At 57.8% G+C, this 25728-nt stretch carries 23 protein-coding genes; 20 read left to right on the top strand and 3 right to left on the bottom strand.

Annotation, left to right across the window (positions count from 1 at the left end):
* The first annotated feature begins 23 nt into the window (after positions 1–23).
* Positions 24–1394: a tRNA uridine-5-carboxymethylaminomethyl(34) synthesis GTPase MnmE gene (mnmE, locus tag FGA82_RS03485; protein ID WP_141126033.1), complete on the top strand. Its 1371-nt coding sequence runs from the start codon at positions 24–26 to the stop codon at positions 1392–1394.
* A gap of 43 nt (positions 1395–1437) precedes the next feature.
* Here mnmE and FGA82_RS03480 read toward each other — a convergent pair whose 3' ends face one another.
* The 3 genes from FGA82_RS03480 to FGA82_RS03470 form a co-directional block, all read right to left on the bottom strand.
* The gene (locus FGA82_RS03480) at positions 1438–3873 is read right to left on the bottom strand and encodes a TonB-dependent siderophore receptor (protein ID WP_141126032.1); all 2436 of its coding nucleotides are present in this window, start codon (positions 3871–3873) and stop codon (positions 1438–1440) included.
* 119 nt (positions 3874–3992) lie between these two features.
* The gene (locus FGA82_RS03475) at positions 3993–4940 is read right to left on the bottom strand and encodes a FecR domain-containing protein (RefSeq protein WP_141126031.1); all 948 of its coding nucleotides are present in this window, start codon (positions 4938–4940) and stop codon (positions 3993–3995) included.
* On the bottom strand, positions 4940–5446 hold the full coding sequence (locus FGA82_RS03470; protein WP_141126030.1) for a sigma-70 family RNA polymerase sigma factor: 507 nt from the start codon (positions 5444–5446) through the stop codon (positions 4940–4942). Before FGA82_RS03470 ends, FGA82_RS03475 begins: the two co-directional genes overlap by 1 nt.
* Before the next feature lie 571 nt (positions 5447–6017).
* Here FGA82_RS03470 and mnmG point away from each other — a divergent pair.
* From mnmG to FGA82_RS03370, 19 genes are all read left to right on the top strand, one after another.
* On the top strand, positions 6018–7916 hold the full coding sequence (mnmG, locus tag FGA82_RS03465; protein ID WP_008084400.1) for a tRNA uridine-5-carboxymethylaminomethyl(34) synthesis enzyme MnmG: 1899 nt from the start codon (positions 6018–6020) through the stop codon (positions 7914–7916).
* Entirely contained in the window at positions 7913–8557 is a 645-nt protein-coding gene (gene rsmG / locus FGA82_RS03460) for a 16S rRNA (guanine(527)-N(7))-methyltransferase RsmG (RefSeq protein WP_095188719.1), read from the top strand. Before mnmG ends, rsmG begins: the two co-directional genes overlap by 4 nt.
* An 18-nt stretch (positions 8558–8575) precedes the next feature.
* Positions 8576–9373 (top strand): ParA family protein, encoded by a 798-nt coding sequence (locus tag FGA82_RS03455; RefSeq protein WP_141126029.1) that lies wholly within the window; start codon positions 8576–8578, stop codon positions 9371–9373.
* A 9-nt stretch (positions 9374–9382) separates the two neighbouring features.
* Complete coding sequence (locus tag FGA82_RS03450; protein WP_116028606.1) at positions 9383–10255, top strand: ParB/RepB/Spo0J family partition protein; 873 nt, start codon at positions 9383–9385, stop codon at positions 10253–10255.
* 148 nt (positions 10256–10403) lie between these two features.
* Positions 10404–10811 carry a F0F1 ATP synthase subunit I gene (locus FGA82_RS03445; protein ID WP_008084411.1) on the top strand — a complete coding sequence of 136 codons (408 nt, stop codon included), beginning with the start codon at positions 10404–10406 and terminating at the stop codon, positions 10809–10811.
* A 16-nt stretch (positions 10812–10827) separates the two neighbouring features.
* Positions 10828–11697, top strand: coding sequence for a F0F1 ATP synthase subunit A (atpB, locus tag FGA82_RS03440; RefSeq protein WP_008084413.1), 870 nt, complete (start codon positions 10828–10830; stop codon positions 11695–11697).
* Between the two features lie 133 nt (positions 11698–11830).
* Positions 11831–12088, top strand: a complete 258-nt coding sequence (gene atpE / locus FGA82_RS03435) for a F0F1 ATP synthase subunit C (protein ID WP_003097235.1) — start codon at positions 11831–11833, stop codon at positions 12086–12088.
* Positions 12089–12147: 59 nt separating this feature from the next.
* Positions 12148–12618: a F0F1 ATP synthase subunit B gene (locus tag FGA82_RS03430; protein ID WP_064116541.1), complete on the top strand. Its 471-nt coding sequence runs from the start codon at positions 12148–12150 to the stop codon at positions 12616–12618.
* A 12-nt stretch (positions 12619–12630) separates the two neighbouring features.
* A complete protein-coding gene (locus tag FGA82_RS03425; protein ID WP_007911956.1) occupies positions 12631–13167 on the top strand; it encodes a F0F1 ATP synthase subunit delta in 537 nt (178 codons plus the stop codon).
* Positions 13168–13188: 21 nt separating this feature from the next.
* Entirely contained in the window at positions 13189–14733 is a 1545-nt protein-coding gene (gene atpA, locus FGA82_RS03420; protein WP_016984064.1) for a F0F1 ATP synthase subunit alpha, read from the top strand.
* Positions 14734–14783: 50 nt separating this feature from the next.
* The gene (gene atpG / locus FGA82_RS03415) at positions 14784–15644 is read left to right on the top strand and encodes a F0F1 ATP synthase subunit gamma (RefSeq protein WP_008084419.1); all 861 of its coding nucleotides are present in this window, start codon (positions 14784–14786) and stop codon (positions 15642–15644) included.
* Between the two features lie 27 nt (positions 15645–15671).
* The gene (gene atpD / locus FGA82_RS03410; protein ID WP_016984062.1) at positions 15672–17051 is read left to right on the top strand and encodes a F0F1 ATP synthase subunit beta; all 1380 of its coding nucleotides are present in this window, start codon (positions 15672–15674) and stop codon (positions 17049–17051) included.
* A 45-nt stretch (positions 17052–17096) separates the two neighbouring features.
* Positions 17097–17522, top strand: a complete 426-nt coding sequence (locus FGA82_RS03405) for a F0F1 ATP synthase subunit epsilon (RefSeq protein WP_007954164.1) — start codon at positions 17097–17099, stop codon at positions 17520–17522.
* Positions 17523–17640: 118 nt separating this feature from the next.
* The gene (glmU, locus tag FGA82_RS03400) at positions 17641–19008 is read left to right on the top strand and encodes a bifunctional UDP-N-acetylglucosamine diphosphorylase/glucosamine-1-phosphate N-acetyltransferase GlmU (RefSeq protein WP_141126028.1); all 1368 of its coding nucleotides are present in this window, start codon (positions 17641–17643) and stop codon (positions 19006–19008) included.
* 231 nt (positions 19009–19239) lie between these two features.
* A complete protein-coding gene (locus FGA82_RS03390; RefSeq protein ID WP_141126027.1) occupies positions 19240–20016 on the top strand; it encodes a DeoR/GlpR family DNA-binding transcription regulator in 777 nt (258 codons plus the stop codon).
* Between the two features lie 2 nt (positions 20017–20018).
* Complete coding sequence (gene glmS, locus FGA82_RS03385; protein ID WP_141126026.1) at positions 20019–21851, top strand: glutamine--fructose-6-phosphate transaminase (isomerizing); 1833 nt, start codon at positions 20019–20021, stop codon at positions 21849–21851.
* A 75-nt stretch (positions 21852–21926) separates the two neighbouring features.
* Positions 21927–22853 (top strand): LysR family transcriptional regulator, encoded by a 927-nt coding sequence (locus tag FGA82_RS03380; RefSeq protein WP_141126025.1) that lies wholly within the window; start codon positions 21927–21929, stop codon positions 22851–22853.
* 105 nt (positions 22854–22958) lie between these two features.
* Positions 22959–23585, top strand: coding sequence for a glutathione S-transferase family protein (locus tag FGA82_RS03375; RefSeq protein WP_141126024.1), 627 nt, complete (start codon positions 22959–22961; stop codon positions 23583–23585).
* Positions 23586–23630: 45 nt separating this feature from the next.
* Complete coding sequence (locus FGA82_RS03370) at positions 23631–25661, top strand: pyridoxamine 5'-phosphate oxidase family protein (protein ID WP_141126023.1); 2031 nt, start codon at positions 23631–23633, stop codon at positions 25659–25661.
* Positions 25662–25728: the final 67 nt, after the last annotated feature.

Here is a 25728-nt window from a genome sequence, read left to right as displayed (position 1 = left end):
CATTTTTGTCTGGATTCCGGTTAATGAGCGTACCTCGTGAAACCATCGCCGCTGTCGCCACCGCTCAAGGTCGCGGTGGTGTGGGCATCGTCCGTATTTCCGGGCCGTTGGCCAGTGTTGCGGCAAAAGCCATCAGCGGCCGCGAACTGAAACCGCGTTACGCCCATTACGGCCCGTTTTTCACTGACGACAAACAGGTGCTGGACGAAGGTCTGGCGCTGTATTTCCCGGGACCGAACTCGTTCACCGGTGAAGACGTTCTGGAATTGCAGGGCCACGGCGGCCCGATCGTTCTGGATATGTTGCTCAAACGTTGTCTGGAACTGGGCTGCCGTCTGGCGCGTCCGGGGGAATTCAGCGAACGCGCGTTCCTCAATGACAAACTCGACCTGGCCCAGGCCGAGGCGATTGCCGATTTGATCGAAGCCAGTTCTGCACAGGCTGCGCGTAATGCTCTGCGCTCATTACAAGGCGCGTTTTCCCAGCGTGTGCATAACTTGACCGAGCAGCTGATCGGGTTGCGTATCTACGTTGAAGCCGCCATCGACTTTCCGGAAGAAGAAATCGACTTCCTCGCCGATGGCCATGTATTGAGCATGCTCGACAAAGTGCGCGATGAGTTATCCACAGTACTGCGTGAAGCCGGGCAGGGCGCGTTGCTGCGCGATGGCATGACCGTAGTGATCGCCGGCCGTCCGAACGCCGGCAAGTCCAGCCTGTTGAATGCGTTGGCCGGTCGCGAAGCGGCAATCGTTACCGAGATCGCCGGCACCACACGGGATATCCTGCGTGAACATATCCACATCGACGGCATGCCGCTGCACGTTGTCGATACTGCAGGTCTGCGTGATACCGATGATCATGTGGAAAAGATCGGTGTTGAACGAGCATTGAAGGCTATCAGTGAAGCCGATCGGGTGTTGTTGGTAGTCGATGCAACGGCCCCGGAAGCGCTGGATCCGTTTGCGTTGTGGCCGGAATTCCTCGAAACCCGCCCGGATCCGGCGAAAGTAACCCTGATCCGCAACAAAGCCGATCTGACCGGCGAAGCGATTGTCCTGGAAACCAGTGAAGACGGGCATGTGACGATCAGCCTCAGCGCCAAGTCGGCCGGTGAAGGACTGGATCTGCTGCGCGATCATCTCAAGGCGTGCATGGGTTACGAGCAAACCTCGGAAAGTAGTTTCAGCGCACGTCGTCGACATCTGGAGGCATTACGTCATGCCAGCGCCGCGTTGGAACACGGCCGCGCGCAGCTTACATTGGCAGGCGCCGGCGAATTGCTCGCCGAAGATCTGCGTCAGGCCCAGCATTCTCTGGGTGAAATCACCGGGGCTTTCAGCTCTGATGATCTGCTGGGAAGGATCTTTTCCAGCTTCTGCATCGGCAAATAACAATAAGGGGCTGTGGAAATTTATCCACAGCCCCTTTTTCGTTTTACCAGTTGTAGGAGACCGTACCGAGCAAGGTGCGGTCTTCACCCCAATAACAACGCCCAGCATCGTTGCATCCCGACACATATTCCTTGTCGAACAGGTTCTTCGCGTTCAGGTCGACGCTCCAGTGCGTATCGATCTGATAACCGATCGCCGCATCCACCAACGTGACATCGCCGGCATCGAGCTTGCCGTACAGAGAAGGTGAGGTGTAGGCGAAGGCACTGTCGAAGTAACGCACACCACCGCCGACGTACAGACCTTTCAAGTCGCCATCGAGGAATCGGTATTTCGTCCAGACCGAAGACTGATTACGTGGCACGCCGGTCATTTGATGGCCTTTGACCAATGACGTTGCCGCGTCCTTGGTGATGCGCGCGTCGGTGTAGGTGTAGGCCGCCGTGACATTGAGGTTCTGGGTCAGGTTGCTGTTCAGTTCCAGTTCCACGCCTTTGGAACGGCTTTCGCCGACCTGACGATAGGTCGCTGTCGTCGAGTCGAAGTAGGTGTCGTCCTTTTTGCGCAGGTCGTACACCGAAGCGGTAAACGCAGTATCCCAGCCGATCGGTTCGTATTTCAGGCCCACTTCATATTGGCTGCTGGTGATGGGGTCGAGTGGCGTACCGGCATTGGAAATCTGCTGCACTGGGACGAACGAGGTGGAGTAGCTGACATACGGCGTCATGCCGTTGTCGAACTGGTACATCACGCCGCCCTGATAGGTGAATTTCTTATCCTCGGAGCTGATGTCGCTCGACTGGGCCACCTTGTCGCGAAAATCACTGTCGACCCAATCCTGACGGCCACCGAGCAGGAACAGCCAATGGTCATACTTGCTCTGGATCTGTGCATAAACCCCTTTCATCTGTTGTTCAAGCAAGGTGTTTTGCACCGCAATCGGCGTGGTCGGGTCGCGCAGGTACACCGGGTTATATACATCGATCGGCCCGACGATGCCGGCGTTCCAGTCCTGATTGAACGAGGTACGGTCATAGCTGGCGCCGAACAGCACGGTGTTCTCCAGACCGCCGACCTGGAATTTGCCTTCCAGTTGGTTATCCAGCGAGTACACCATCGACTTGTTGAAGCGATCGTAGGCGGTCATGTTCAGGCGCGTGCCGAAACCGGCGTTGTTGAGATTGCCCGGCCAGGTTTCGTGACGGGTGATGCGCGACTGCATGTAGCGCGAGTTCTGCCGAAACTGCCAATCATCATTGAATGAGTGGCTGTACTCGTAACCGGTGCTCCAGGTTTCCCTTTCGAAAGTGTTCCAGTCCGGGTCGCCGAGCATGGTGTCCTTGGATAACTTGCCGTTGGGATTGCTCAGCAATGTCCCGGCGGCCGGCAGGCCAAGCTCCATGTTGGTGTGATCCTTCTGGTAGTTGGCCAGCAGGGTCAGGGTATTGAAGTCATCGAAATTCAAAGTCAGCGAAGGGGCGATGTAGAGACGGTCATCCGGGACGTGATCAGTCTGGGTGTCGGACTTGCGACCGAGCATCACCACTCGCCCGAGAACGTTGCCGCTGTCATTGAGTGGCCCGGAGACATCGACGCCGATCTGCCGGCGATTGTTCGATCCATAACCCAATTGCACTTCGCCTTGCGGTGCCGCGGTTGGCCGTTTGCTGACCAGATTGACCAGACCGCCCGGCGCGTTTTCCCCATAGAGCAGTGAGGACGGGCCACGGAAAATCTCGACGCGCTCCAGTCCGTAGGGCTCGGTGCTGGTGTCATACCGATTGCCCTGGACGCGTAGTCCATCGCGCAACAGACCGTAGCCATAATCGGTGGCGTTGAAACCGCGAATATAGAACAGGTCCCCGGCCAGACTGTCGCCGGCGGCAAACGGTGGGGCGAAGATCCCCGGTACGTAGCCAAGCACCTCGGTCAGCGTCTGAGATTTCTGATCTTTCATACGCTGGGCGGTTACGACTGACACCGAGCGCGGCGTTTCCGACAACGGTGTACTGGTTTTCGTACCGATCCGGCTGTTTTGCGCCTTGTATCCGACGTCGGCGGCGTAATCCAGATTCATCGGGTTGGCCAACTGACCATTGATGTTGGTTGGGGCCAGCTCTAGCGAATCACCGTTTGGCAGCGCCTGCAGAATGTAACTGCCCGGCGCCTGCGGTACGGCTTGCAAACCCGAGCCTTGCAGCAGTTGGGCGAATCCCTGGTCGACGGTGAAGTTGCCGTTCAACCCGGCGCTGCGCAAGCGGCTGGTCTGTTGCGGCGAGAACGACAGAATCACGTTGGCGGCCGAGGCGAACTGGCTCAGCGCATTATCCAGCGGGCCGGCGGCGATGGCGTAACGCTGGGCTACCGATGCAGCGACGGCGTTATGGCTAATCACCAGGCAGGACGCGGCGCTGGTCATCAGTAAGCTATAGGCAATGCAGTGGTAGGAAAAACGCTGACGAAACGTGGGAAGACGCATGTGTGGATAAGCCCTGAAGGTGGCAAAGAGCCGCGTTTATCGCGATTACCTGTAGGGCCGGGTCAGGGCAAAAAAAGATAACCCTGTTGTCGATTTATTTTCCCCAGGTGAAATTTCGTTCAAACGTTGTGGCTGATCGAGACCCAATAACGGGTGAAATAGCGCACGTTGATCGGCAGCGACGCCTGAAGATTGGCCAAGACTGCGTCAGTTGAATTGAGGCGGAATGTTCCGGAAACACGCAGCTCTCGGGCACGCCCGTCGCAATGCAAAACGCCACTGCGATAACGGCCCAATTCTTCAATCACATCGCCCAAGCGTGCATCGAGAACGATCAATTGGCCGTTGATCCAAGCCACTTCGGAGGATTTGAAGGGATGAATGAGCGCTATGTGCTGACGATCAAAATAAGCGCCTTCGCCTGCCTGCAAGATTTTAGCGGCCGTTGAACTATCACCGGGCAGAACACTGACCCGGTCTTCCAGCACTCCAACGCGGGTTGAGCTCGATAACTGGTGAACGGAGAAACGAGTGCCGAGCGCTTGAATCCGGCCGTCGCGGGTTTCGACGAAAAAGGGCCGTTGATCACCCAGCTTTCCGGTTTGAATGAGGATCTCGCCGGAGCGCAGGCGAATCAGCCGCTGTGCTTTATCGAAAGAGACATCAATAGCGGTATCGGTGTTGAGTTGAATCTGGCTGCCATCCGCCAATGTGATATTGCGACGCTGGCCAACGCCAGTCTTATAGTCGGCCCAGACATTTCCCAAGGCAGTGTGTTGCTGAACATTCCAGCCCACGAACCCCGTGCCCGCCGCTAGCAGCAATAACTTCAGCACCTGGCGGCGTTGCTGGCCGTTATTCAGCGCGCGGCGTTTCAGATCCTGCGGCAGGGTGCCGAGGTGGCGCTGCAATTGTTCCATCTGGTTCCACGCCGCCAGATGCGCCGGGTCGCTATCTATCCACAACTGCCAGGCCTTCTGTTCGGCGAGCGTTGGCGGATCTGCCTGAAACTGCACATACCAACCGGCGGCCGCTTCGAAGATCTGGCGATTGGGGGCGATGGCCATCAACGTTGCGCCATGATCAGGGCACATTCCGTCAGCGCGCGGATCATGTGCTTCTTCACCGTGGTCAGCGAAACCTTCAGCTGCAAAGCGATCTGTTGATAAGTCAGGCCATCGATCTGCGACAGCATAAAGATTTTTTGGCTTCTGGCGCCGAGCCCGGCCAAGGCTTTATCCACAGCGACGAGGGTTTCGATGATCAGCGCCTTGTCTTCCTCGCTGATGGCAGTGGCTTCCGGTCGAGCCGCCAGGGTCTGCAAATACGCGGCTTCGATGGCCCGTCTTCTATAACGATCAATGACCAGACCGCGTGCAATGGTCGCCAGATAATCCCGTGGCTCGCGAATCTGTGCGGCATTGCGCGCTGCCAGAATACGCACGAACGTGTCATGCGCCACATCGGCAGCATCGCAGGCGTCATGCAATTTTCCCTTGAGCCACCCGTATAGCCACGAATGGTGTTGCTCGTAGATTTGCTCGATCGCAGCAGTGTGGGCGGTTAGGGACATAGGAAAAGTGGGCGCGTTAATGATAATGCCTATTATTAGCCTCTGTTACGTTGTCTCACAATAGTCCTCGCACATCCCTCCATCGACTTCTTTGTCGCCAGCGAACCCTCGTTGGCGATTTTTTTTGCGTCCCGAATATGCCGTTTTATCGATTTTCTGTGGATTAAGCCCTGTGAATAACTGCCACTGAGGCCGGTTGATAACAGGGCCTCAAAACTGGATATAACCCCCTCTGTGGATAACCATCCCTTTCATCCACAGGCTTAAACCGGTTATCCAAGCCTCTCATTGGCACATGGGCACAGGGTTTTGAATCTCTGTACATATTGAATATAAAGGCCTGTAGCGATCTATCCACAGAAAGTAGGCTCAGTAGAAATAAACATAAAAACAAAGGTTTTATAAATTTCTCTCTTTTTTATTCTTTTAACCTTGAGTTCTCCACAGCTGGTTAATTTTTGTGCAAAGGGTTCTTTAGGAAGGGCGAAGTCCCTATACTTGTCGACCAGGTCCAGAAACCTGATCTCAAACTATTCCTGAATTACCTACTTAAGCAGGCACGAGGTGCGTGGTGGATTTCCCTTCCCGTTTTGAAGTGATCGTCATCGGCGGCGGTCATGCCGGTACCGAGGCAGCACTGGCCTCAGCACGTATGGGGGCAAAAACCCTGTTGCTGACGCATAACGTGGAAACCCTCGGTGCCATGAGTTGCAACCCGGCCATCGGTGGCATTGGCAAAAGCCATCTGGTCAAGGAAATCGATGCCCTCGGCGGCGCGATGGCCACGGCTACCGATTTGGGTGGCATCCAGTTTCGTGTGTTGAACAGCCGTAAAGGCCCGGCCGTGCGTGCAACCCGCGCTCAGGCCGACCGCATTCTTTACAAAGCCGCTGTCCGCGAAATTCTGGAAAACCAACCGAATCTGTGGATATTTCAACAAGCCGCTGATGATCTGATCGTCGAGCAGGAACAAGTCCGTGGTGTTGTCACCCAAATGGGTCTGCGCTTCTTCGCCGATTCCGTGGTGTTGACCACTGGTACGTTCCTCGGCGGACTTATCCACATCGGTTTGCAGAATTTTTCCGGCGGTCGTGCCGGTGATCCACCGTCGATCGCCCTGGCTCACCGTCTGCGTGAGATGCCACTGCGTGTCGGTCGCCTGAAAACCGGCACACCGCCGCGTATCGACGGCAAATCTGTGGATTTCTCGGTGATGACCGAGCAACCGGGCGATACGCCGATCCCAGTGATGTCGTTCATGGGCAACAAGGAACAGCATCCACGTCAGGTCAGCTGCTGGATTACTCACACGAACGCCCGCACTCACGAAATCATTGCAGCGAACCTCGATCGTTCGCCGATGTATTCCGCTGCCGGTGAAATCGAAGGCATCGGCCCGCGCTATTGCCCATCGATCGAAGACAAGATCCACCGCTTTGCCGACAAGGAAAGCCATCAGGTCTTTATCGAACCGGAAGGTTTGACTACCCACGAGCTGTATCCGAACGGGATATCCACCAGCTTGCCGTTCGACGTGCAATTGCAGATCGTGCAATCGATCCGCGGCATGGAGAACGCGCACATCGTGCGTCCGGGTTATGCGATCGAGTACGACTACTTCGATCCGCGCGACCTGAAGTACAGCCTGGAAACCAAAGTCATCGGCGGTCTGTTTTTCGCCGGGCAAATCAACGGCACCACCGGTTACGAAGAAGCCGGCGCGCAAGGTTTGCTGGCTGGCGCCAACGCCGCACTGCGTGCCAAGGGCAAAGAAGCCTGGTGTCCGCGTCGCGATGAAGCGTACATCGGTGTATTGGTCGACGACCTGATCACCCTCGGTACCCAAGAGCCGTACCGCATGTTCACTTCCCGTGCCGAGTACCGCCTGATCCTGCGCGAGGACAACGCCGACCTGCGTCTGACCGAAAAAGGTCGCGAGCTCGGTCTGGTCGATGACGCGCGTTGGGCGGCCTTCTGCAAGAAACGCGAAAGCATTGAACTCGAAGAACAGCGTCTGAAAAGCACGTGGGTTCGCCCGAACACGCAGCAGGGCGATGCGATTGCCGAGAAGTTCGGCACGCCGCTGACCCACGAATACAACTTGCTCAACCTCTTGAGCCGTCCGGAAATCGACTACGCTGGTCTGGTCGAAGTGACCGGCAACGGCGCCGAAGATCCACAGGTTGCCGAACAGGTTGAAATCAAGACCAAGTACGCCGGTTACATCGACCGTCAACAGGACGAAATCGCCCGTCTGCGCGCCAGTGAAGACACGAAATTGCCTGTGGATATCGATTACACCAACATTTCCGGTCTCTCCAAGGAGATCCAGAGCAAGCTCGGCGCGACTCGGCCAGAGACGCTTGGCCAGGCTTCGCGGATCCCGGGTGTGACCCCGGCGGCGATTTCGCTGTTGATGATTCATTTGAAAAAACGCGGCGCGGGCCGTCAGTTGGAGCAAAGCGCTTGAGTTCTAAGGTCACTTCGCAACACGCCGAAGAGTTATCCACAGGAGCCCGCGAGCTCGGTGTCAATCTCACTGAAACCCAGCACGAATTGCTGCTGGGTTATCTGGCCCTGTTGATCAAATGGAACCAGGCCTACAACCTGACCGCCGTGCGTGATCCGGACGAAATGGTTTCGCGCCACTTGCTCGATAGTCTCAGCGTCATGTCGTTCATCGAAAACGGTCGCTGGCTCGACGTCGGCAGCGGCGGCGGCATGCCGGGGATCCCGTTGGCGATCCTATATCCGGACGCGCAAGTGACCTGTCTGGACAGCAACGGCAAGAAAACCCGCTTCCTGACTCAGGTCAAACTCGAACTCAAACTGGATAACCTGCAAGTTATCCACAGTCGTGTCGAAGCGTTCCAGCCTGCGCAGCCGTTCAACGGGATCATTTCCCGGGCGTTCAGCAGCATGGAGAACTTCACCAACTGGACTCGCCACCTCGGCGATGCCGATACACGCTGGCTGGCAATGAAGGGCGTTCATCCGGCCGATGAGCTGGTAGCATTGCCGGCAGACTTCAAACTCGATAGCGAACACGCCCTGGCCGTACCCGGTTGCCAAGGCCAACGCCATCTGCTGATACTGCGCCGCACGGCATGATTGGGAACACAAGCAAGAATGGCTAAGGTATTCGCGATAGCGAACCAAAAGGGTGGTGTGGGCAAGACCACCACCTGCATCAACCTCGCAGCATCCCTGGTCGCGACCAAGCGCCGGGTGCTGTTGATCGATCTCGATCCACAGGGCAACGCCACCATGGGTAGCGGTGTGGATAAACACGGCCTGGAAAACTCGGTCTACGACCTGCTGATCGGCGAATGCGATCTGGCCGAGGCCATGCACTATTCCGAGCACGGCGGTTATCAACTGCTGCCGGCCAACCGCGATTTGACCGCGGCCGAAGTGGTGCTGCTGGAAATGCAGATGAAGGAAAGCCGCCTGCGCAGCGCGCTGGCGCCGATCCGTGAAAATTACGATTACATCCTGATCGACTGCCCGCCGTCGCTGTCGATGCTCACGCTGAACGCACTGGTCGCCGCTGACGGGGTAATTATCCCCATGCAGTGCGAGTACTTTGCGCTCGAAGGTTTGAGCGACCTTGTGGATAACATCAAGCGCATCGCCGAGTTGTTGAACCCGAACCTGAAAGTCGAAGGCCTGCTGCGGACCATGTATGACCCGCGCCTGAGCCTGATGAATGACGTTTCGGCACAGCTCAAGGAACACTTCGGCGAGCAGCTCTATGACACGGTGATCCCGCGCAACATCCGTCTGGCCGAAGCGCCAAGCTACGGCATGCCGGCGCTGGCCTACGACAAGCAATCGCGCGGCGCCCTGGCTTATCTGGCCCTGGCCGGCGAGATGGTTCGCCGTCAGCGCAAAAATTCACGCATCGCCGCCGCTCAGGCAACTTAAGGAATCCCCATGGCCGTCAAGAAACGAGGTCTCGGACGTGGACTGGATGCACTGCTGAGTGGTCCGACCGTCAGCGCGCTGGAAGAACAAGCCGCGCAAGCTGACACCCGTGAATTGCAACACTTGCCGCTGGACCTGCTGCAGCGCGGTAAATACCAGCCGCGCCGGGACATGGACCCGCAGGCGCTGGAAGAACTGGCGGCCTCGATCAAGGCGCAAGGCGTGATGCAGCCGATCGTGGTGCGCCCGATTGGCGGTGGCCGCTTCGAGATCATCGCCGGTGAACGTCGCTGGCGCGCGAGCCAGCAAGCCGGGCAGGAAACCATTCCGGCGATGGTCCGCGATGTGCCGGATGAAACCGCAATCGCCATTGCGCTGATCGAGAACATCCAGCGCGAAGACCTCAATCCCATCGAAGAAGCGGTGGCCCTGCAGCGTCTGCAGCAGGAATTCCAGCTGACTCAGCAACAAGTTGCCGAGGCTGTGGGTAAGTCCCGCGTCACTGTGGCTAACCTGTTGCGGCTTATTGCACTGCCGGAAGTCATCAAGACCATGCTGTCCCACGGCGACCTGGAAATGGGTCATGCCCGTGCTTTGCTCGGTCTGCCGGACAATCAGCAGGTGGAAGGGGCGCGACATGTTGTCGCACGCGGCCTCACCGTGCGCCAAACCGAGGCACTGGTTCGTCAGTGGTTGAGCGGCAAACCGGAGCCAGTGGAAGCGAGCAAACCCGACCCGGATATCGCCCGTCTCGAACAGCGTCTGGCCGAGCGCCTAGGCTCTGCGGTGCAGATTCGCCACGGCAAGAAGGGAAAGGGTCAGTTGGTGATCGGTTACAACTCCCTCGATGAGCTTCAAGGTGTGCTCGCACACATCCGCTGAAACATTTCCTCATGTAGCGCGCAGTCGGAAATCACTACCTGACAGTTGAATAGGGGCAGAACCGCCCCTATACTCTGCGCGCATTTTGTCGGCACAAATTATGCCAAGTTATTGAATTCTGGCAGCCGACCATTGGAGAGCAATAGTGATGGAAACCCGCAAGCCAAACCGCCTGCCGTTCCATCGCCTGGCGGTTTTTCCGGTGTTGATGGCTCAATTTGTCATTTTGCTCATTGCCGCTTTGGCGCTCTGGCAGTGGCATGGAGTCGTTGCCGGATACTCGGGACTTTGCGGAGGCCTGATAGCCTTGCTGCCCAATGTTTATTTCGCTCACAAGGCATTTCGGTTTTCCGGCGCCCGAGCAGCCCAGTCCATCGTCCGGTCTTTTTATGCCGGCGAGGCAGGCAAACTGATTTTGACAGCAGTGCTTTTTGCGCTGGTGTTTGCAGGTGTGAAGCCACTGGCGCCGATAGCAGTATTCGGCGTGTTCGTGCTGACTCAGTCGGTCAGCTGGTTCGCTCCCCTGCTGATGAGAACAAGACTTTCGAGACCTTAGGGCGTTTGAGGCAACCATGGCAGAAACAACCGCTTCGGGCTATATCCAGCACCACTTGCAGAACCTGACCTTCGGTCAGCTACCTAACGGCGGCTGGGGCTTTGCCCATACCGCAGCAGAAGCCAAAGAAATGGGCTTCTGGGCTTTCCACGTCGATACCCTCGGCTGGTCGGTCGCGTTGGGTCTGATCTTCGTATTTCTTTTCCGCATGGCGGCAAAGAAAGCGACTTCGGGTCAGCCGGGTGCTTTGCAGAACTTCGTTGAAGTATTGGTCGAATTCGTCGATGGCAGCGTGAAAGACAGCTTCCATGGCCGTAGCCCGGTGATTGCGCCGCTGGCACTGACCATCTTCGTCTGGGTGTTTCTGATGAACGCCGTCGACCTGATCCCGGTCGACTGGATTCCTCAGCTGGCCATCCTGATCACCGGTGATCACCACATACCGTTCCGCGCCGTGTCGACTACCGACCCGAACGCGACTCTGGGCATGGCGTTGTCGGTATTCGCACTGATCATTTTCTACAGCATCAAGGTCAAGGGCATCGGCGGCTTCATCGGCGAGCTGACCCTGCACCCGTTCGGCAGCAAGAACATCTTCGTTCAAGCCCTGCTGATCCCGGTGAACTTCCTGCTGGAATTCGTGACCCTGATCGCTAAACCGATCTCTCTGGCTCTGCGTCTGTTCGGCAACATGTATGCCGGCGAGCTGGTGTTCATTCTGATTGCTGTGATGTTCGGCAGCGGTCTGCTCTGGCTGAGCGGCCTGGGCGTTGTTCTGCAGTGGGCTTGGGCTGTGTTCCACATCCTGATCATCACCCTGCAGGCGTTCATCTTCATGATGCTGACCATCGTCTACCTGTCGATGGCGCACGAAGAAAACCATTAAGGCCAGTCTCGACTAGTCTGATGTCCTTCCCGGTCAAACGGGAAGGGGCTCTTCACAGGGCACCTGAAACGATTTGTTTTACCGCTTTAATCTAAAAAACCTAAACCATACGACGTAAAAGTCGGGAGGAAAGATGGAAACTGTAGTTGGTCTAACCGCTATCGCTGTTGCACTGTTGATCGGCCTGGGCGCACTGGGTACCGCAATTGGTTTCGGCCTGCTGGGCGGCAAGTTCCTGGAAGGCGCAGCGCGTCAGCCAGAAATGGTTCCAATGCTGCAAGTTAAAATGTTCATCGTTGCCGGTCTGCTCGACGCCGTAACCATGATCGGTGTTGGTATCGCTCTGTTCTTCACCTTTGCGAACCCGTTCGTTGGTCAGATCGCTGGCTAATTACCCGGATTCTTCCGAGTAATTTGATGTGATGGACAACGTAACTGCGAGGTGTTGGCGTGAACATTAATGCGACCCTGATTGGCCAGTCCGTTGCGTTCCTGATTTTTGTACTGTTCTGCATGAAGTATGTATGGCCTCCGGTCATCGCTGCTCTGCACGAACGTCAAAAGAAGATCGCTGATGGTCTGGACGCTGCCAGCCGTGCAGCTCGCGACCTGGAGTTGGCCCAAGAAAAAGCGGGTCAGCAACTGCGCGAAGCGAAAGCTCAGGCAGCTGAAATCATCGAGCAAGCCAAGAAACGCGGTAACCAGATTGTCGAAGAGGCCGTTGAAAAGGCCCGTGTCGACGCTGACCGTGTGAAGGTTCAGGCTCAAGCCGAGATCGAACAGGAACTGAACAGTGTCAAAGACAAGCTGCGCGCCCAAGTGGGCATGCTGGCTGTCGGCGGCGCCGAGAAGATCCTGGGTGCCACAATCGATCAAAACGCGCACGCAGAGCTGGTTAACCAACTGGCTGCTGAAATCTAAGCGAGGGCGATCATGGCAGAACTGACCACGTTGGCCCGACCTTACGCTAAGGCGGCCTTCGAGCACGCTCAGGCCCACCAGCAACTGGCCAATTGGTCAGCCATGCTCGGCCTGGCTGCAGCGGTGTCGCAAGACGACACCATGCAGCGCGTGCTCAAGGCCCCGCGACTGACGAGCGCAGAAAAGGCCGCCACGTTTATTGACGTGTGCGGCGACAAGTTTGATGCCAAGGCACAGAACTTCATCAATGTCGTTGCCGAAAACGACCGTCTCCCGCTTCTGCCGGAGATTGCCGCTCTTTTCGACCTGTACAAGGCCGAACAAGAGAAGTCGGTAGACGTTGAAGTGACCAGTGCTTTTGCATTGAACCAAGAACAGCAAGACAAACTCGCCAAGGTTCTCAGTGCACGACTCAACCGGGAAGTGCGCCTGCAAGTTGCGGAGGATGCTGCCCTTATAGGTGGTGTCGTTATCCGCGCCGGCGACCTGGTTATCGATGGCTCGATTCGCGGCAAAATCGCGAAACTTGCCGAAGCATTGAAATCTTGAGTTTGAAGGGGCAGCAGAGCAATGCAGCAACTCAATCCTTCCGAAATAAGTGAAATTATCAAGGGCCGCATCGACAAGCTCGATGTGACCTCCCAAGCCCGTAACGAAGGCACTGTCGTCAGCGTATCTGACGGCATCGTGCGGATTCACGGTCTGGCCGACGTAATGTACGGCGAGATGATCGAGTTTCCGGGCGGCGTCTACGGTATGGCCCTCAACCTGGAGCAAGACTCCGTAGGTGCCGTTGTACTGGGCGCTTACCAGTCTCTTGCTGAAGGCATGAGCGCCAAGTGCACCGGCCGCATCCTCGAAGTTCCTGTTGGTAAGGAACTGCTGGGTCGCGTAGTCGACGCACTGGGTAACCCTGTTGACGGCAAAGGTCCACTGGGCAACACCGAGACCGACGCGGTCGAGAAAGTTGCACCGGGCGTGATCTGGCGTAAGTCGGTAGACCAGCCTGTACAGACTGGCTACAAGGCTGTCGATGCCATGATCCCTGTCGGCCGTGGCCAGCGTGAGCTGATCATCGGTGACCGTCAGATCGGTAAAACCGCTCTGGCGATCGACGCGATCATCAACCAGAAAGACAGCGGCATTTTCTGCGTCTACGTAGCTATTGGTCAGAAACAATCGACCATCGCCAACGTGGTTCGCAAGCTGGAAGAAAACGGCGCCCTGGCCAACACGATCATCGTGGCTGCCAGTGCTTCGGAATCTCCTGCGCTGCAATTCCTGGCACCGTACTCCGGTTGCACCATGGGTGAATTCTTCCGCGACCGCGGTGAAGACGCGCTGATCGTTTATGACGATCTGTCCAAGCAAGCAGTGGCTTACCGCCAGATTTCCCTGCTGCTGCGCCGTCCACCAGGCCGTGAAGCTTACCCAGGCGACGTGTTCTATCTCCACTCCCGTCTGCTGGAGCGCGCATCCCGCGTTTCGGAAGAATACGTAGAGAAGTTCACCAACGGCGCAGTGACCGGCAAAACCGGTTCCCTGACCGCACTGCCGATCATCGAAACCCAGGCTGGCGACGTTTCCGCGTTCGTTCCGACCAACGTGATTTCGATCACCGACGGTCAGATCTTCCTGGAATCGGCCATGTTCAACTCGGGCATCCGCCCTGCAGTGAACGCCGGTGTTTCGGTATCCCGTGTGGGTGGTGCCGCTCAGACCAAGATCATCAAGAAGCTGTCCGGTGGCATCCGTACCGCTCTGGCTCAGTACCGTGAACTGGCGGCATTCGCCCAGTTCGCTTCTGACCTGGACGAAGCGACCCGTAAGCAACTTGAGCATGGTCAGCGCGTTACCGAGCTGATGAAGCAGAAGCAATACGCACCAATGTCGATCGCTGACATGGCGCTGTCGCTGTATGCCGCTGAGCGTGGGTTCCTGACTGACATTGAAATCGCCAAGATCGGCAGCTTCGAACAAGCGCTGATCGCTTTCTTCAACCGCGATCACGCCGATTTGATGGCCAAGATCAACGTTAAAGGTGACTTCAATGACGAAATCGACGCTGGCATGAAAGCCGGTATCGAGAAGTTCAAGGCCACCCAAACCTGGTAAGCCGCAGCGGGAGCCGCGAGGCTCCCGCTTGCTAACCTGATAGGTGTTACATGGCAGGCGCAAAAGAGATTCGCAGTAAGATTGCGAGCATCAAAAGCACGCAAAAGATTACCAGCGCCATGGAAAAAGTGGCGGTCAGCAAAATGCGCAAGGCACAAATGCGCATGGCTGCTAGCCGTCCTTATGCGGAGCGTATCCGCCAGGTTATTGGGCATCTGGCCAACGCCAACCCGGAATACCGCCACCCGTTCATGATCGACCGCGCTATCAAGCGTGTTGGTTATGTTGTGGTGAGCAGTGACCGTGGTCTGTGCGGCGGCTTGAATACCAACCTGTTCAAGGCCCTGGTCAAGGACATGGCGGTAAACCGCGAAAACGGCGTCGAGATTGATCTGTGTGTCGTTGGTAGCAAGGGTGCGGCCTTTTTCCGCAACTTCGGCGGTAACGTCGTTGCAGCTATCAGCCACCTGGGTGAAGAGCCGTCGATCAATGACTTGATCGGCAGCGTCAAGGTGATGCTGGATGCCTACCTGGACGGCCGTATTGACCGCCTGTCCGTGGTGTCCAACAAGTTCATCAACACCATGACGCAACAGCCTACCGTGGAGCAATTGATTCCACTGGTGGCCACCCCGGATCAGGATCTCAAGCACCACTGGGACTATCTCTACGAACCGGATGCCAAAGAGCTGCTTGACGGCTTGATGGTCCGCTACGTTGAGTCGCAGGTCTACCAGGCGGTGGTCGAGAACAACGCGGCTGAACAAGCTGCGCGGATGATCGCGATGAAGAACGCTACCGACAACGCCGGTGATTTGATCAGCGATTTGCAGCTGATCTACAACAAGGCGCGTCAGGCTGCGATCACCCAAGAGATCTCGGAAATCGTCGGCGGCGCTGCCGCGGTTTAACGGTTCAAATATTCAGAGGATCCAGCTATGAGTAGCGGACGTATCGTTCAAATCATCGGCGCCGTTATCGACGTGGAATTCCCACGCGACAGCGTACCGAGCATCTACAACGCTTTGAAAGTCAAAAGCGATGCCGGCACCACTCTGGAAGTTCAGCAGCAGCTGGGCGACGGCGTGGTTCGTACCATTGCGATGGGTTCCACCGAGGGCTTGAAGCGCGGTCTGGAAGTTACCGACTCTGGCGCAGCCATCTCCGTACCGGTCGGTAAAGCGACCCTGGGCCGGATCATGGACGTCCTCGGTAACCCGATCGACGAAGCTGGCCCGATCGACACCGAAGAGCGTTGGGGCATCCACCGTCCAGCGCCTTCGTTCGCTGAACAGGCAGGCGGCAACGACCTGCTGGAAACCGGCATCAAGGTTATCGACCTGGTTTGCCCGTTTGCCAAAGGCGGTAAAGTCGGTCTGTTCGGTGGTGCCGGTGTAGGCAAAACCGTAAACATGATGGAACTGATCCGTAACATCGCCATCGAGCACAGCGGTTATTCCGTGTTCGCCGGTGTGGGTGAGCGTACTCGTGAGGGTAACGACTTCTACCACGAGATGAAGGATTCCAACGTTCTGGACAAAGTGGCACTGGTTTACGGTCAGATGAACGAGCCGCCGGGTAACCGTCTGCGCGTAGCACTGACCGGCCTGACCATGGCCGAGAAGTTCCGTGACGAAGGTAACGACGTTCTGCTGTTCGTCGACAACATCTATCGTTACACCCTGGCCGGTACTGAAGTATCCGCACTGCTGGGCCGTATGCCTTCGGCAGTAGGTTACCAGCCGACCCTGGCTGAAGAGATGGGCGTTCTGCAAGAACGTATCACTTCGACCAAGGAAGGTTCGATCACTTCGATCCAAGCGGTATACGTACCTGCGGATGACTTGACCGACCCGTCGCCAGCGACCACCTTCGCCCACTTGGACGCCACCGTCGTTCTGTCCCGTGACATCGCTTCCCTGGGTATCTACCCAGCAGTAGATCCACTGGATTCGACTTCGCGCCAGCTGGATCCGAACGTAATCGGCCAGGACCACTACGACACCGCTCGCGGCGTTCAGTACGTTCTGCAACGTTACAAAGAGCTGAAGGACATCATCGCGATCCTGGGTATGGACGAGCTGTCGGAAGCCGACAAGCAGTTGGTAAACCGTGCTCGTAAGATCCAGCGCTTCTTGTCGCAGCCGTTCTTCGTGGCTGAAGTCTTCACCGGTGCTTCGGGTAAATACGTTTCCCTGAAAGACACCATTGCTGGCTTCAAAGGCATCCTCAACGGTGACTACGACCACCTGCCAGAACAAGCGTTCTACATGGTTGGCGGCATCGAAGAAGCGATCGAGAAAGCCAAGAAACTGTAATCCCGGCGCCCGGCAACGGGCGCTCATTTAGGTTGAGGCAATCAGATGGCTATGACAGTCCATTGCGATATCGTCAGCGCGGAAGGGGAAATCTTTTCCGGCCTGGTCGAGATGGTGATTGCGCACGGTGCACTGGGTGATCTTGGTATCGCTCTGGGTCACGCGCCGCTGATCACTAATCTGAAGCCAGGTCCGATCCGCCTGATCAAGCAAGGCGGGGAAGCCGAGGTGTTCTACATCTCCGGTGGTTTCCTCGAGGTTCAGCCGAACATGGTCAAGGTGCTTGCCGATACCGTGCAACGCGCCGCCGACCTGGATGAAGCTCAAGCCCAGGCAGCTCTCAAAGCTGCCGAAGCTGCTCTGCACGAGAAGAGCGCAGATTTCGACTACGGAGCTGCGTCCGCACGTCTGGCCGAGGCCGCAGCACAGCTGCGCACCGTCCAGCAGATCCGCAAGAAGTTTGGCGGTTAATCCGTCAGCCGCTTGTTGTGCGATTGATAAAAAAGGGTAGCCTCGGCTACCCTTTTTTCTTTTCCGAATTCCCGAAACCCGGTCGCAGTTGCTGACCACCCAGGATTGGTAGCCAGTCATGTCTCTTGAAATCGTTATCCTCGCGGCCGGTCAAGGCACCCGTATGCGTTCGGCGCTGCCGAAAGTGCTGCATCCGATTGCCGGCAACTCCATGTTGGGTCATGTTATCCACAGCGCCCGGCAACTTGATCCACAGCGCATTCATGTGGTGATCGGCCATGGGGCGGATGTGGTGCGTGAACGTCTGGCTGCTGATGATCTGAATTTCGTCCTGCAGGACAAGCAACTCGGCACCGGCCATGCCACCGCCCAGGCTGTGCCGTTCATTACCGCCGACACCGTGCTGATCCTCTACGGTGACGTGCCGCTGATCGAAGTCGAAACCCTGCAACGTCTGCTCAAACATGTTGTTCCGGGGCAGATGGGTTTGCTAACGGTTGAACTGGACGACCCGACCGGTTACGGCCGTATCGTGCGTGATGCTGACGGTCAGGTAGCCGCGATCGTTGAACACAAAGATGCCAGCGAAGCGCAACGCGCGATCACTGAAGGCAACACCGGCATTCTCGCGGTGCCGGCCAATCGTCTGGCCGACTGGATGAGTCGCCTGTCGAACAACAACGCTCAGGGCGAGTATTACCTGACCGACGTGATCGAAATGGCGGTCAGTGATGGTCTGGTGGTGGCGACTGAACAACCGCACGATCCAATGGAAGTGCAGGGCGCCAACGATCGCAAGCAACTGTCCGAGCTGGAGCGCCACTACCAGTTGCGCGCTGGCCGTCGTTTGATGGCCCAAGGCGTGACCCTGCGGGACCCGGCACGTTTCGATGTGCGTGGTGAAGTCACCGTGGGTCGCGACGTGCTGATCGACATCAACGTGATTCTTGAAGGCAACGTCGTGATCGAAGACGACGTAGTGATCGGTCCGAATTGCGTGGTCAAGGACAGCACCCTGCGCAAAGGTGTGGTGATCAAGGCCAACTCGCATATTGAAGGCGCCGTTCTGGGCGAGGGCAGTGATGCCGGCCCGTTCGCGCGTCTGCGTCCAGGCACCGTGCTCGAAGCGCGTGCGCATGTGGGTAACTTTGTTGAATTGAAAAATGCCCGCATGGGCGAAGGCGCCAAGGCAGGTCATCTGACTTATCTGGGCGATGCCGAAATCGGTGCGCGTACCAACATTGGCGCCGGCACCATCACCTGCAACTACGATGGCGCCAACAAGTGGAAAACCGTGCTGGGTGCTGACGTGTTCATCGGTTCCAATAATTCGCTGGTCGCGCCTGTGGATATCTCCGACGGTGCAACCACGGCGGCCGGGTCGACCATTACGCAGAATGTGGATAACACACAGTTGGCCGTGGGCCGAGCGCGGCAGAGGAATATCGACGGCTGGAAGCGGCCGGAGAAGATCAAGAAGAGCTGAGTTATCCACAGTCTCTTTTAGCGAACAAAATTCAATGTGGGAGCGAGCTAGCTCGCGAATGCGGTAGATCATTCAACATTGATGTTGACTGACACGATGCCTTCGCGAGCTAGCTCGCTCCCACATTTTTTGTCTGTGTAGTTTTCAAAAAAGTCTGACTGTCGCTTGACGATTTAGAGCCGATAGGTTTTGATTGCTTCCGTTATCTTTCGAATCGAAACTTAAATCGCCATGTCGAAACGCAACACGCCACAACGCCGTCACAACATCCTTGCCTTGCTCAACGAACGGGGCGAAGTCAGTGTGGATGAACTGGCCAAGCGCTTCGAAACCTCTGAAGTTACGATTCGCAAGGATTTGGCTGCGCTGGAAAGCCATGGGCTGTTGCTGCGCCGTTACGGCGGTGCGATCACCATGCCGCAGGAACTGGTCGCGGAAACCGCGCAGAGCGTTTCCAAATACAAACAGGCAATCGCTCGCGCGGCGGTAAAACGCATCCGCGAGCACGCGCGCATCATTATCGACAGTGGTAGCACCACCGCCGCGATGATCCCGGAACTTGGCCAACAGCCCGGTCTGGTGGTGATGACCAACTCCCTGCACGTCGCCAACGCCTTGAGCGAACTCGAACACGAACCGGTGCTGCTGATGACCGGTGGCACCTGGGATCCGCATTCGGAATCCTTTCAGGGCCAGGTCGCCGAGCAAGTACTACGCTCTTACGACTTCGACCAGTTGTTCATTGGTGCCGACGGTATCGATCTGGTGCGCGGCACGACGACTTTCAATGAATTGCTCGGTTTGAGCCGGGTCATGGCGGAAGTGGCGCGGGAAGTCATCGTCATGGTCGAAGCCGACAAGATCGGCCGCAAGATTCCCAACCTGGAGCTGCCATGGAGCAGCGTCCATACCCTAATTACCGATGATCGTCTGCCTAGCGAGGCACGCGATCAGATTCAGGCCCGCGGTATCACCGTGATTTGCGCGGCTGTCAGTCAGGAGAAATAAGCATGTGTGGAATTGTCGGCGCAGTTGCTGAACGTAATATCACCGCCATCCTGCTCGAAGGCCTCAAGCGCCTTGAATACCGCGGCTACGACAGCGCCGGTGTCGCGGTCTTCACCAACGACGAAACCCTTGAGCGCATGCGCCGTCCGGGCAAGGTCAGTGAACTCGAAGCCGCATTGGCCGAGCATCCGCTGGTTGGCCGTCTCGGCATTGCTCACACCCGTTGGGCCACCCACGGCGCGCCTTGCGAGCGTAACGCGCACCCACATTTCTCCGGCGACATCGCGGTGGTGCACAACGGCATCATCGAAAACCACGAAGCCCTGCGTGAACAACTGAAAGCGCTGGGCTACGTGTTTACTTCGGACACCGACACCGAAGTCATCGCCCACCTGCTCAGCCACAAACTCAAAGACCAGCCAGATCTGAGCGTTGCGCTTAAAGCGACCGTCAAGGAACTGCACGGTGCTTATGGTCTGGCGGTGATCAATGCCAAACAACCGGATCGTCTGGTGGCCGCGCGCAGTGGCAGTCCGTTGGTGATTGGCCTTGGTCTGGGCGAGAACTTCCTCGCATCTGACCAGTTGGCATTGCGTCAGGTCACCGACCGCTTTATGTACCTGGAAGAAGGCGATATCGCCGAAATTCGCCGCGATAACGTGCAGATCTGGGACGTCAACGGCAATGCCGTCGAGCGCCAGACCGTGCAGTACAGCGACGGTGCCGAAGCCGCCGACAAGGGTGAATACCGCCACTACATGCTCAAGGAAATCCATGAGCAACCGGCCGTAGTTCAGCGCACCCTTGAAGGTCGCCTAAGCAATGATCAGGTGCTGGTGCAAGCGTTCGGCCCACAAGCGGCCGAGCTGTTCGCCAAGGTACGCAATGTACAAATCGTCGCCTGCGGCACCAGTTATCACGCCGGTATGGTTGCGCGTTACTGGCTGGAAGAACTGGCCGGGATCCCGTGCCAGGTCGAAGTCGCCAGTGAATTCCGCTATCGCAAAGTGGTGGTGCAGCCGGACACCTTGTTCGTGACCATCTCGCAGTCCGGCGAAACCGCCGATACCCTGGCTGCCCTGCGCAACGCCAAAGAGCTGGGCTTCCTCGCCAGCTTGGCGATCTGCAACGTCGGCATCAGCTCGCTGGTACGCGAATCCGATCTGACCCTGCTGACCCAGGCCGGCCGTGAAATCGGCGTGGCCTCGACCAAAGCGTTCACCACGCAATTGGTTGGTCTACTGCTGCTGACCCTGTCGCTGGGCCAAGTGCGCGGCACCTTGGCCAATGGCGTCGAAGCACGTCTGGTGGAAGAACTGCGTCGCCTGCCAACCCGTCTCGGTGAAGCACTGGCCATGGACAGCACCGTGGAGAAAATCGCCGAGCTGTTCGCCGAAAAGAACCACACCCTGTTCCTCGGTCGTGGCGCGCAATTCCCGGTGGCAATGGAAGGCGCCCTGAAACTCAAGGAAATCTCCTACATCCACGCCGAAGCCTACCCGGCCGGTGAACTGAAACACGGCCCGCTGGCACTTGTGGATAACGACATGCCAGTCGTCACCGTGGCGCCGAACAACGAACTGCTGGAAAAGCTCAAATCCAACCTGCAGGAAGTCCGCGCCCGTGGCGGCGAACTGATCGTGTTCGCCGACGAGAAAGCCGGTATGACCAACGGCGAAGGCACCCACGTGGTGCAGATGCCGCACATCCACGACATCCTCTCGCCGGTCCTCTACACGATCCCGCTGCAGTTGCTGTCGTACTACGTTGCGGTGCTTAAGGGTACGGACGTGGATCAGCCGCGTAACCTGGCGAAGTCGGTGACGGTGGAATAAGTTATCCACAGCTGACATCGACACAAAAAAATCGCAGCTTCGGCTGCGATTTTTGTATCTGACTCGAGAGGCTCCATGGATCGCTTCCAGGAAATGCACATCTTCACCACTGTCGCGCAAGAGCAAGGCTTCTCTGCGGCCGCGCGGCGTCTGGGTCTCTCTGCGGCGAGCGTGACGCGGGCGGTCGCGGCGCTGGAGCAGCGGATCGGCACGCATTTGCTGGTGCGGACCACACGCAGCGTGCACCTCACCGAAGCGGGGCAGCGTTATCTGGAAGACTGTCGGAGGATTCTCGCCGAGGTGCAGGAGGCCGAGGATTCGGCGGCGGGCAGTCATGCCCAGCCGCGTGGGCAACTGACGGTGACGGCGCCGGTGTTGTTCGGTGATTTGTTTGTGACGCCGGTGATGGCGAATTATCTCGCGCAGTATCCGGATGTCACGATCAATGCCGTACTGGTTGATCGGATTGTCAACATGGTCGAGGAAGGCATTGATGTGGCGGTGCGCATCGGCGAGCTGCCGGACAGCAATCAGCATGCGGTTCGGGTCGGTGAGGTGCGTCGGGTCATTTGCGGCTCGCCGAAATACTTTGCCGAGTATGGTCGACCGCTTCACCCCCACGCGTTGGCCGGGGCGCCAGTGGTGGCGACTTCAGCGATCGGTCAGCAACGCAGCTGGCCGTTTCTCGACGGTGGCGAACCGCTCAGTGTGCGTCCTGAGCCGCGCCTGATCGTTACTGCCAATCAGGCTGCGATTACCGCAGCTTGCACGGGCTTGGGTTTGACCCGGGTGTTGTCCTATCAAGTGGCGAGCCAGGTTGCCGCCGGCGCGCTGGAAATCGTCCTCGCTGAATTCGAACTGCCGCCGCTGCCGATCCATGTCGTGTATCAGGGGGGGCGCAAGGCTCCAGCGCGGATCCGCAGTTTTGTCGATTTCACGGCAGAGGCTTTGCGCGAGCATCCTGCGTTGAAAAATGCAGCGTTATTGCACTCAGTGAAATAATCGATTGCATTTGCCGGTGATTCTGTTGTTTTCATGATCAGCGCAAGATGGCTTCCATCGGCGCGCTCATCCCTGCAGCGGCGCCCCTGCTCAGCGGAGTCGACCATGCAAGCGATCAAACTCTACAACTTCCCACGTTCTGGCCACGCCCACCGTGTCGAGCTGATGTTGTCCCTGTTGCAACTGCCGACCGAGCTGATCTTCGTCGACCTGGCCAAGGGTGAGCACAAGCAGCCGGCGTATCTGGCGATTAACAGTTTCGGCCAGGTGCCGGCCATCGATGACGACGGTGTGGTGCTGGCCGATTCCAACGCGATTCTGGTGTATCTGGCGCAGAAATACGGACACGGTCGTTGGCTGCCAACCGATCCGGTCGGCGCCGCGCGGGTGCAGCGCTGGTTGTCGGCCGCCGCCGGACCGATTGCTTTCGGCCCCGCTGCAGCGCGGTTGGTCACAGTGTTTGGAGCACAACTGAATGCCGAAGAGGCGATCACCCGTGCACACAACCTGCTCAAGGTGATGGACATCGAGTTGGGCAAAACCGCCTATCTGGCCGGTGACGAACCGAGCATTGCCGACGTTTCGGCCTACAGTTACATCGCCCATGCGCCGGAAGGCAATGTATCGCTGGATGAATACGGCAACGTCCGCGCCTGGCTGACCCGCGTTGAAGCATTGCCCGGCTTCGTCGGCATGCCGCGCACCGTCGCCGGTCTGCAAACCACTGCCTGATTTTCGTAATCCACACTGTGCCGACGGTGCAGGGGAGAGGTCGTGATGGAACGTTCACCGTGGCACGCTGGCGAACAGCAATTGCAGGCCCATGTCGGCGTTGCCGAACGCATGGAAGCCTTCGGGCGTAAGGTGATTCGCACCTGGATGCCGGATCAGCACCGTGAGTTCTATCAGCAATTGCCTTTCCTGCTGTACGGCGCAGTCGATGCGCAAGGGCGTCCGTGGGCCAGTGTGCTCGAAGGCGCGCCGGGGTTCGCCCATTCGCCGGATCCCGAGCATCTGCATTTTGCCAGCCAGGTCGCTGCCGATGATCCGGCGCAACTGCGCGATGGCGAACCGATCGGTTTGCTCGGCATCGAGTTGCACACCCGTCGGCGCAATCGCCTCAACGGTCATGTCGGCAATCTGAGCGCTCAGGGTTTTGAGGTGAGCGTGGATCAGGCCTTCGGCAACTGCCCGCAATACATTCAACTGCGCCAGTTTCAGCGTGTGCCGTTGACGGATCCGCAGACCCGCCCGGCCGAACATATGCACGGTCTCGATGACGCCGCCACCGCGCTGATTACTGGCGCCGATACGTTTTTTGTCGCCAGTTATGTGGATGTCGAGGGGCAACGCGCGGTGGATGTTTCTCACCGTGGCGGCCAGGCCGGTTTCGTACGGGTGCAAGGCAATCGTCTGACCATCCCCGACTTCGCCGGCAATCTGCACTTCAACACCCTCGGCAATTTGTTGCTGAACCCCAAGGCAGGCTTGCTGTTCATCGACTTTTCCACAGGCGATCTGCTGCAACTCAGCGGGCGTACCGAGATTCTTCTCGATGATCCGCAGATCGAAGCCTTTCAAGGTGCGGAGCGGTTGTGGACATTTGAAGTGGAGAAACTGGTGCGACGCCCGGCAGCCCTGGCGTTGCGCTGGCGCTTCGACGGCATGTCACCGACCAGCCTGCTGACCGGCAACTGGGCCGAGGCGGACGCACGGTTGCAGGCTCAGACTTTGGGTAACCAATGGCGGCCGTTGCGCGTAGCGAGGATCGAAGCGGAAAGTCGCGGCATCCGCTCAATCTATCTGGAGCCAACCGATGGCGCCGGTTTGCCGGTATTTCTCGCCGGCCAGCACTTACCGCTGCGTTTCACCATTGATGGCGAGGTACATATCCGCACCTATAGCCTTTCGAGTGCGCCGTCGGATGGTTTCTACCGGATCAGCGTCAAGCGCGAAGGGCTGATTTCATCGCACTTGCATGAGCAGATTCGTGTCGGTGATGTGCTCGAGGCGCGGGCGCCGCAGGGGCATTTCACCGTGGCGCCGCTGGAGCAGCGACCGTTGGTGCTGCTGGCCGCCGGTGTGGGCATCACGCCGTTGCTGTCGATGCTGCGCGAGGTGGTTTACCAGGGCTTGCGGACGCGGGGGATTCGTCCGACTTTATTGTTGCAGAGTTCGCGCAGTCTGGCTGACCAGCCGTTTCGCAAGGAGCTGGATCGGTTGCTGGAAACGGCAGGCGACTCTGTGCGAGTCCTGCGTTTGCTCAGTCAGCCGGAAGCTGATTTGCAAGAGGGCGAGGATTTCGATGTGCGTGGGCGTATCGACGGCGCGGTGCTGAGGAACCTGCTGGATGCCGAGGATTTCGACCAGCTCGATTTTGTGCTCTGCGGCCCCGGTGGTTTTACCCAAGGACTGTACGACACCCTGCGCGAACTGGATGTGCGCGATGCGCAGATTCATGCGGAAACCTTCGGGCCGTCGACCCTGAAACGTCGGGCCGATCCGGACGCAATCGTGATCGAGCAACCGCCCGCAGCGACGACGTCGGTGCCGGTGGTGTTCGAGCGTTCGGCGAAAGAGGCGCGCTGGCAGCCTGATGGCGGGAGTTTGCTGGAGCTGGCGGAAAGCCGCGGATTGCGTCCGGAGTTCAGTTGCCGCGGTGGCTCGTGCGGAACGTGCAAAACCCGGCTGGTCAGTGGTGCGGTGAATTATCCACAGGTGCCGGCGGATATTCCGGAAGCGGGGCATGTGCTGATTTGCTGCGCGGTGCCGGCACAAAGCAATCAGCCACTGGTCTTGGACCTGTAACCCGAACCCGTGTAGGAGCTGCCGAAGGCGGCGATCTTTTGATTTTGATTTTTAAAAACAAGATCAA

Source organism: Pseudomonas fluorescens (assembly GCF_005938625.1).
Classification (GTDB): Bacteria; Pseudomonadota; Gammaproteobacteria; order Pseudomonadales; family Pseudomonadaceae; genus Aquipseudomonas; species Aquipseudomonas fluorescens_BD.
Note: the sequence above shows the minus strand (reverse complement) of the source record. Positions and strands in the feature narration are given on the sequence as shown.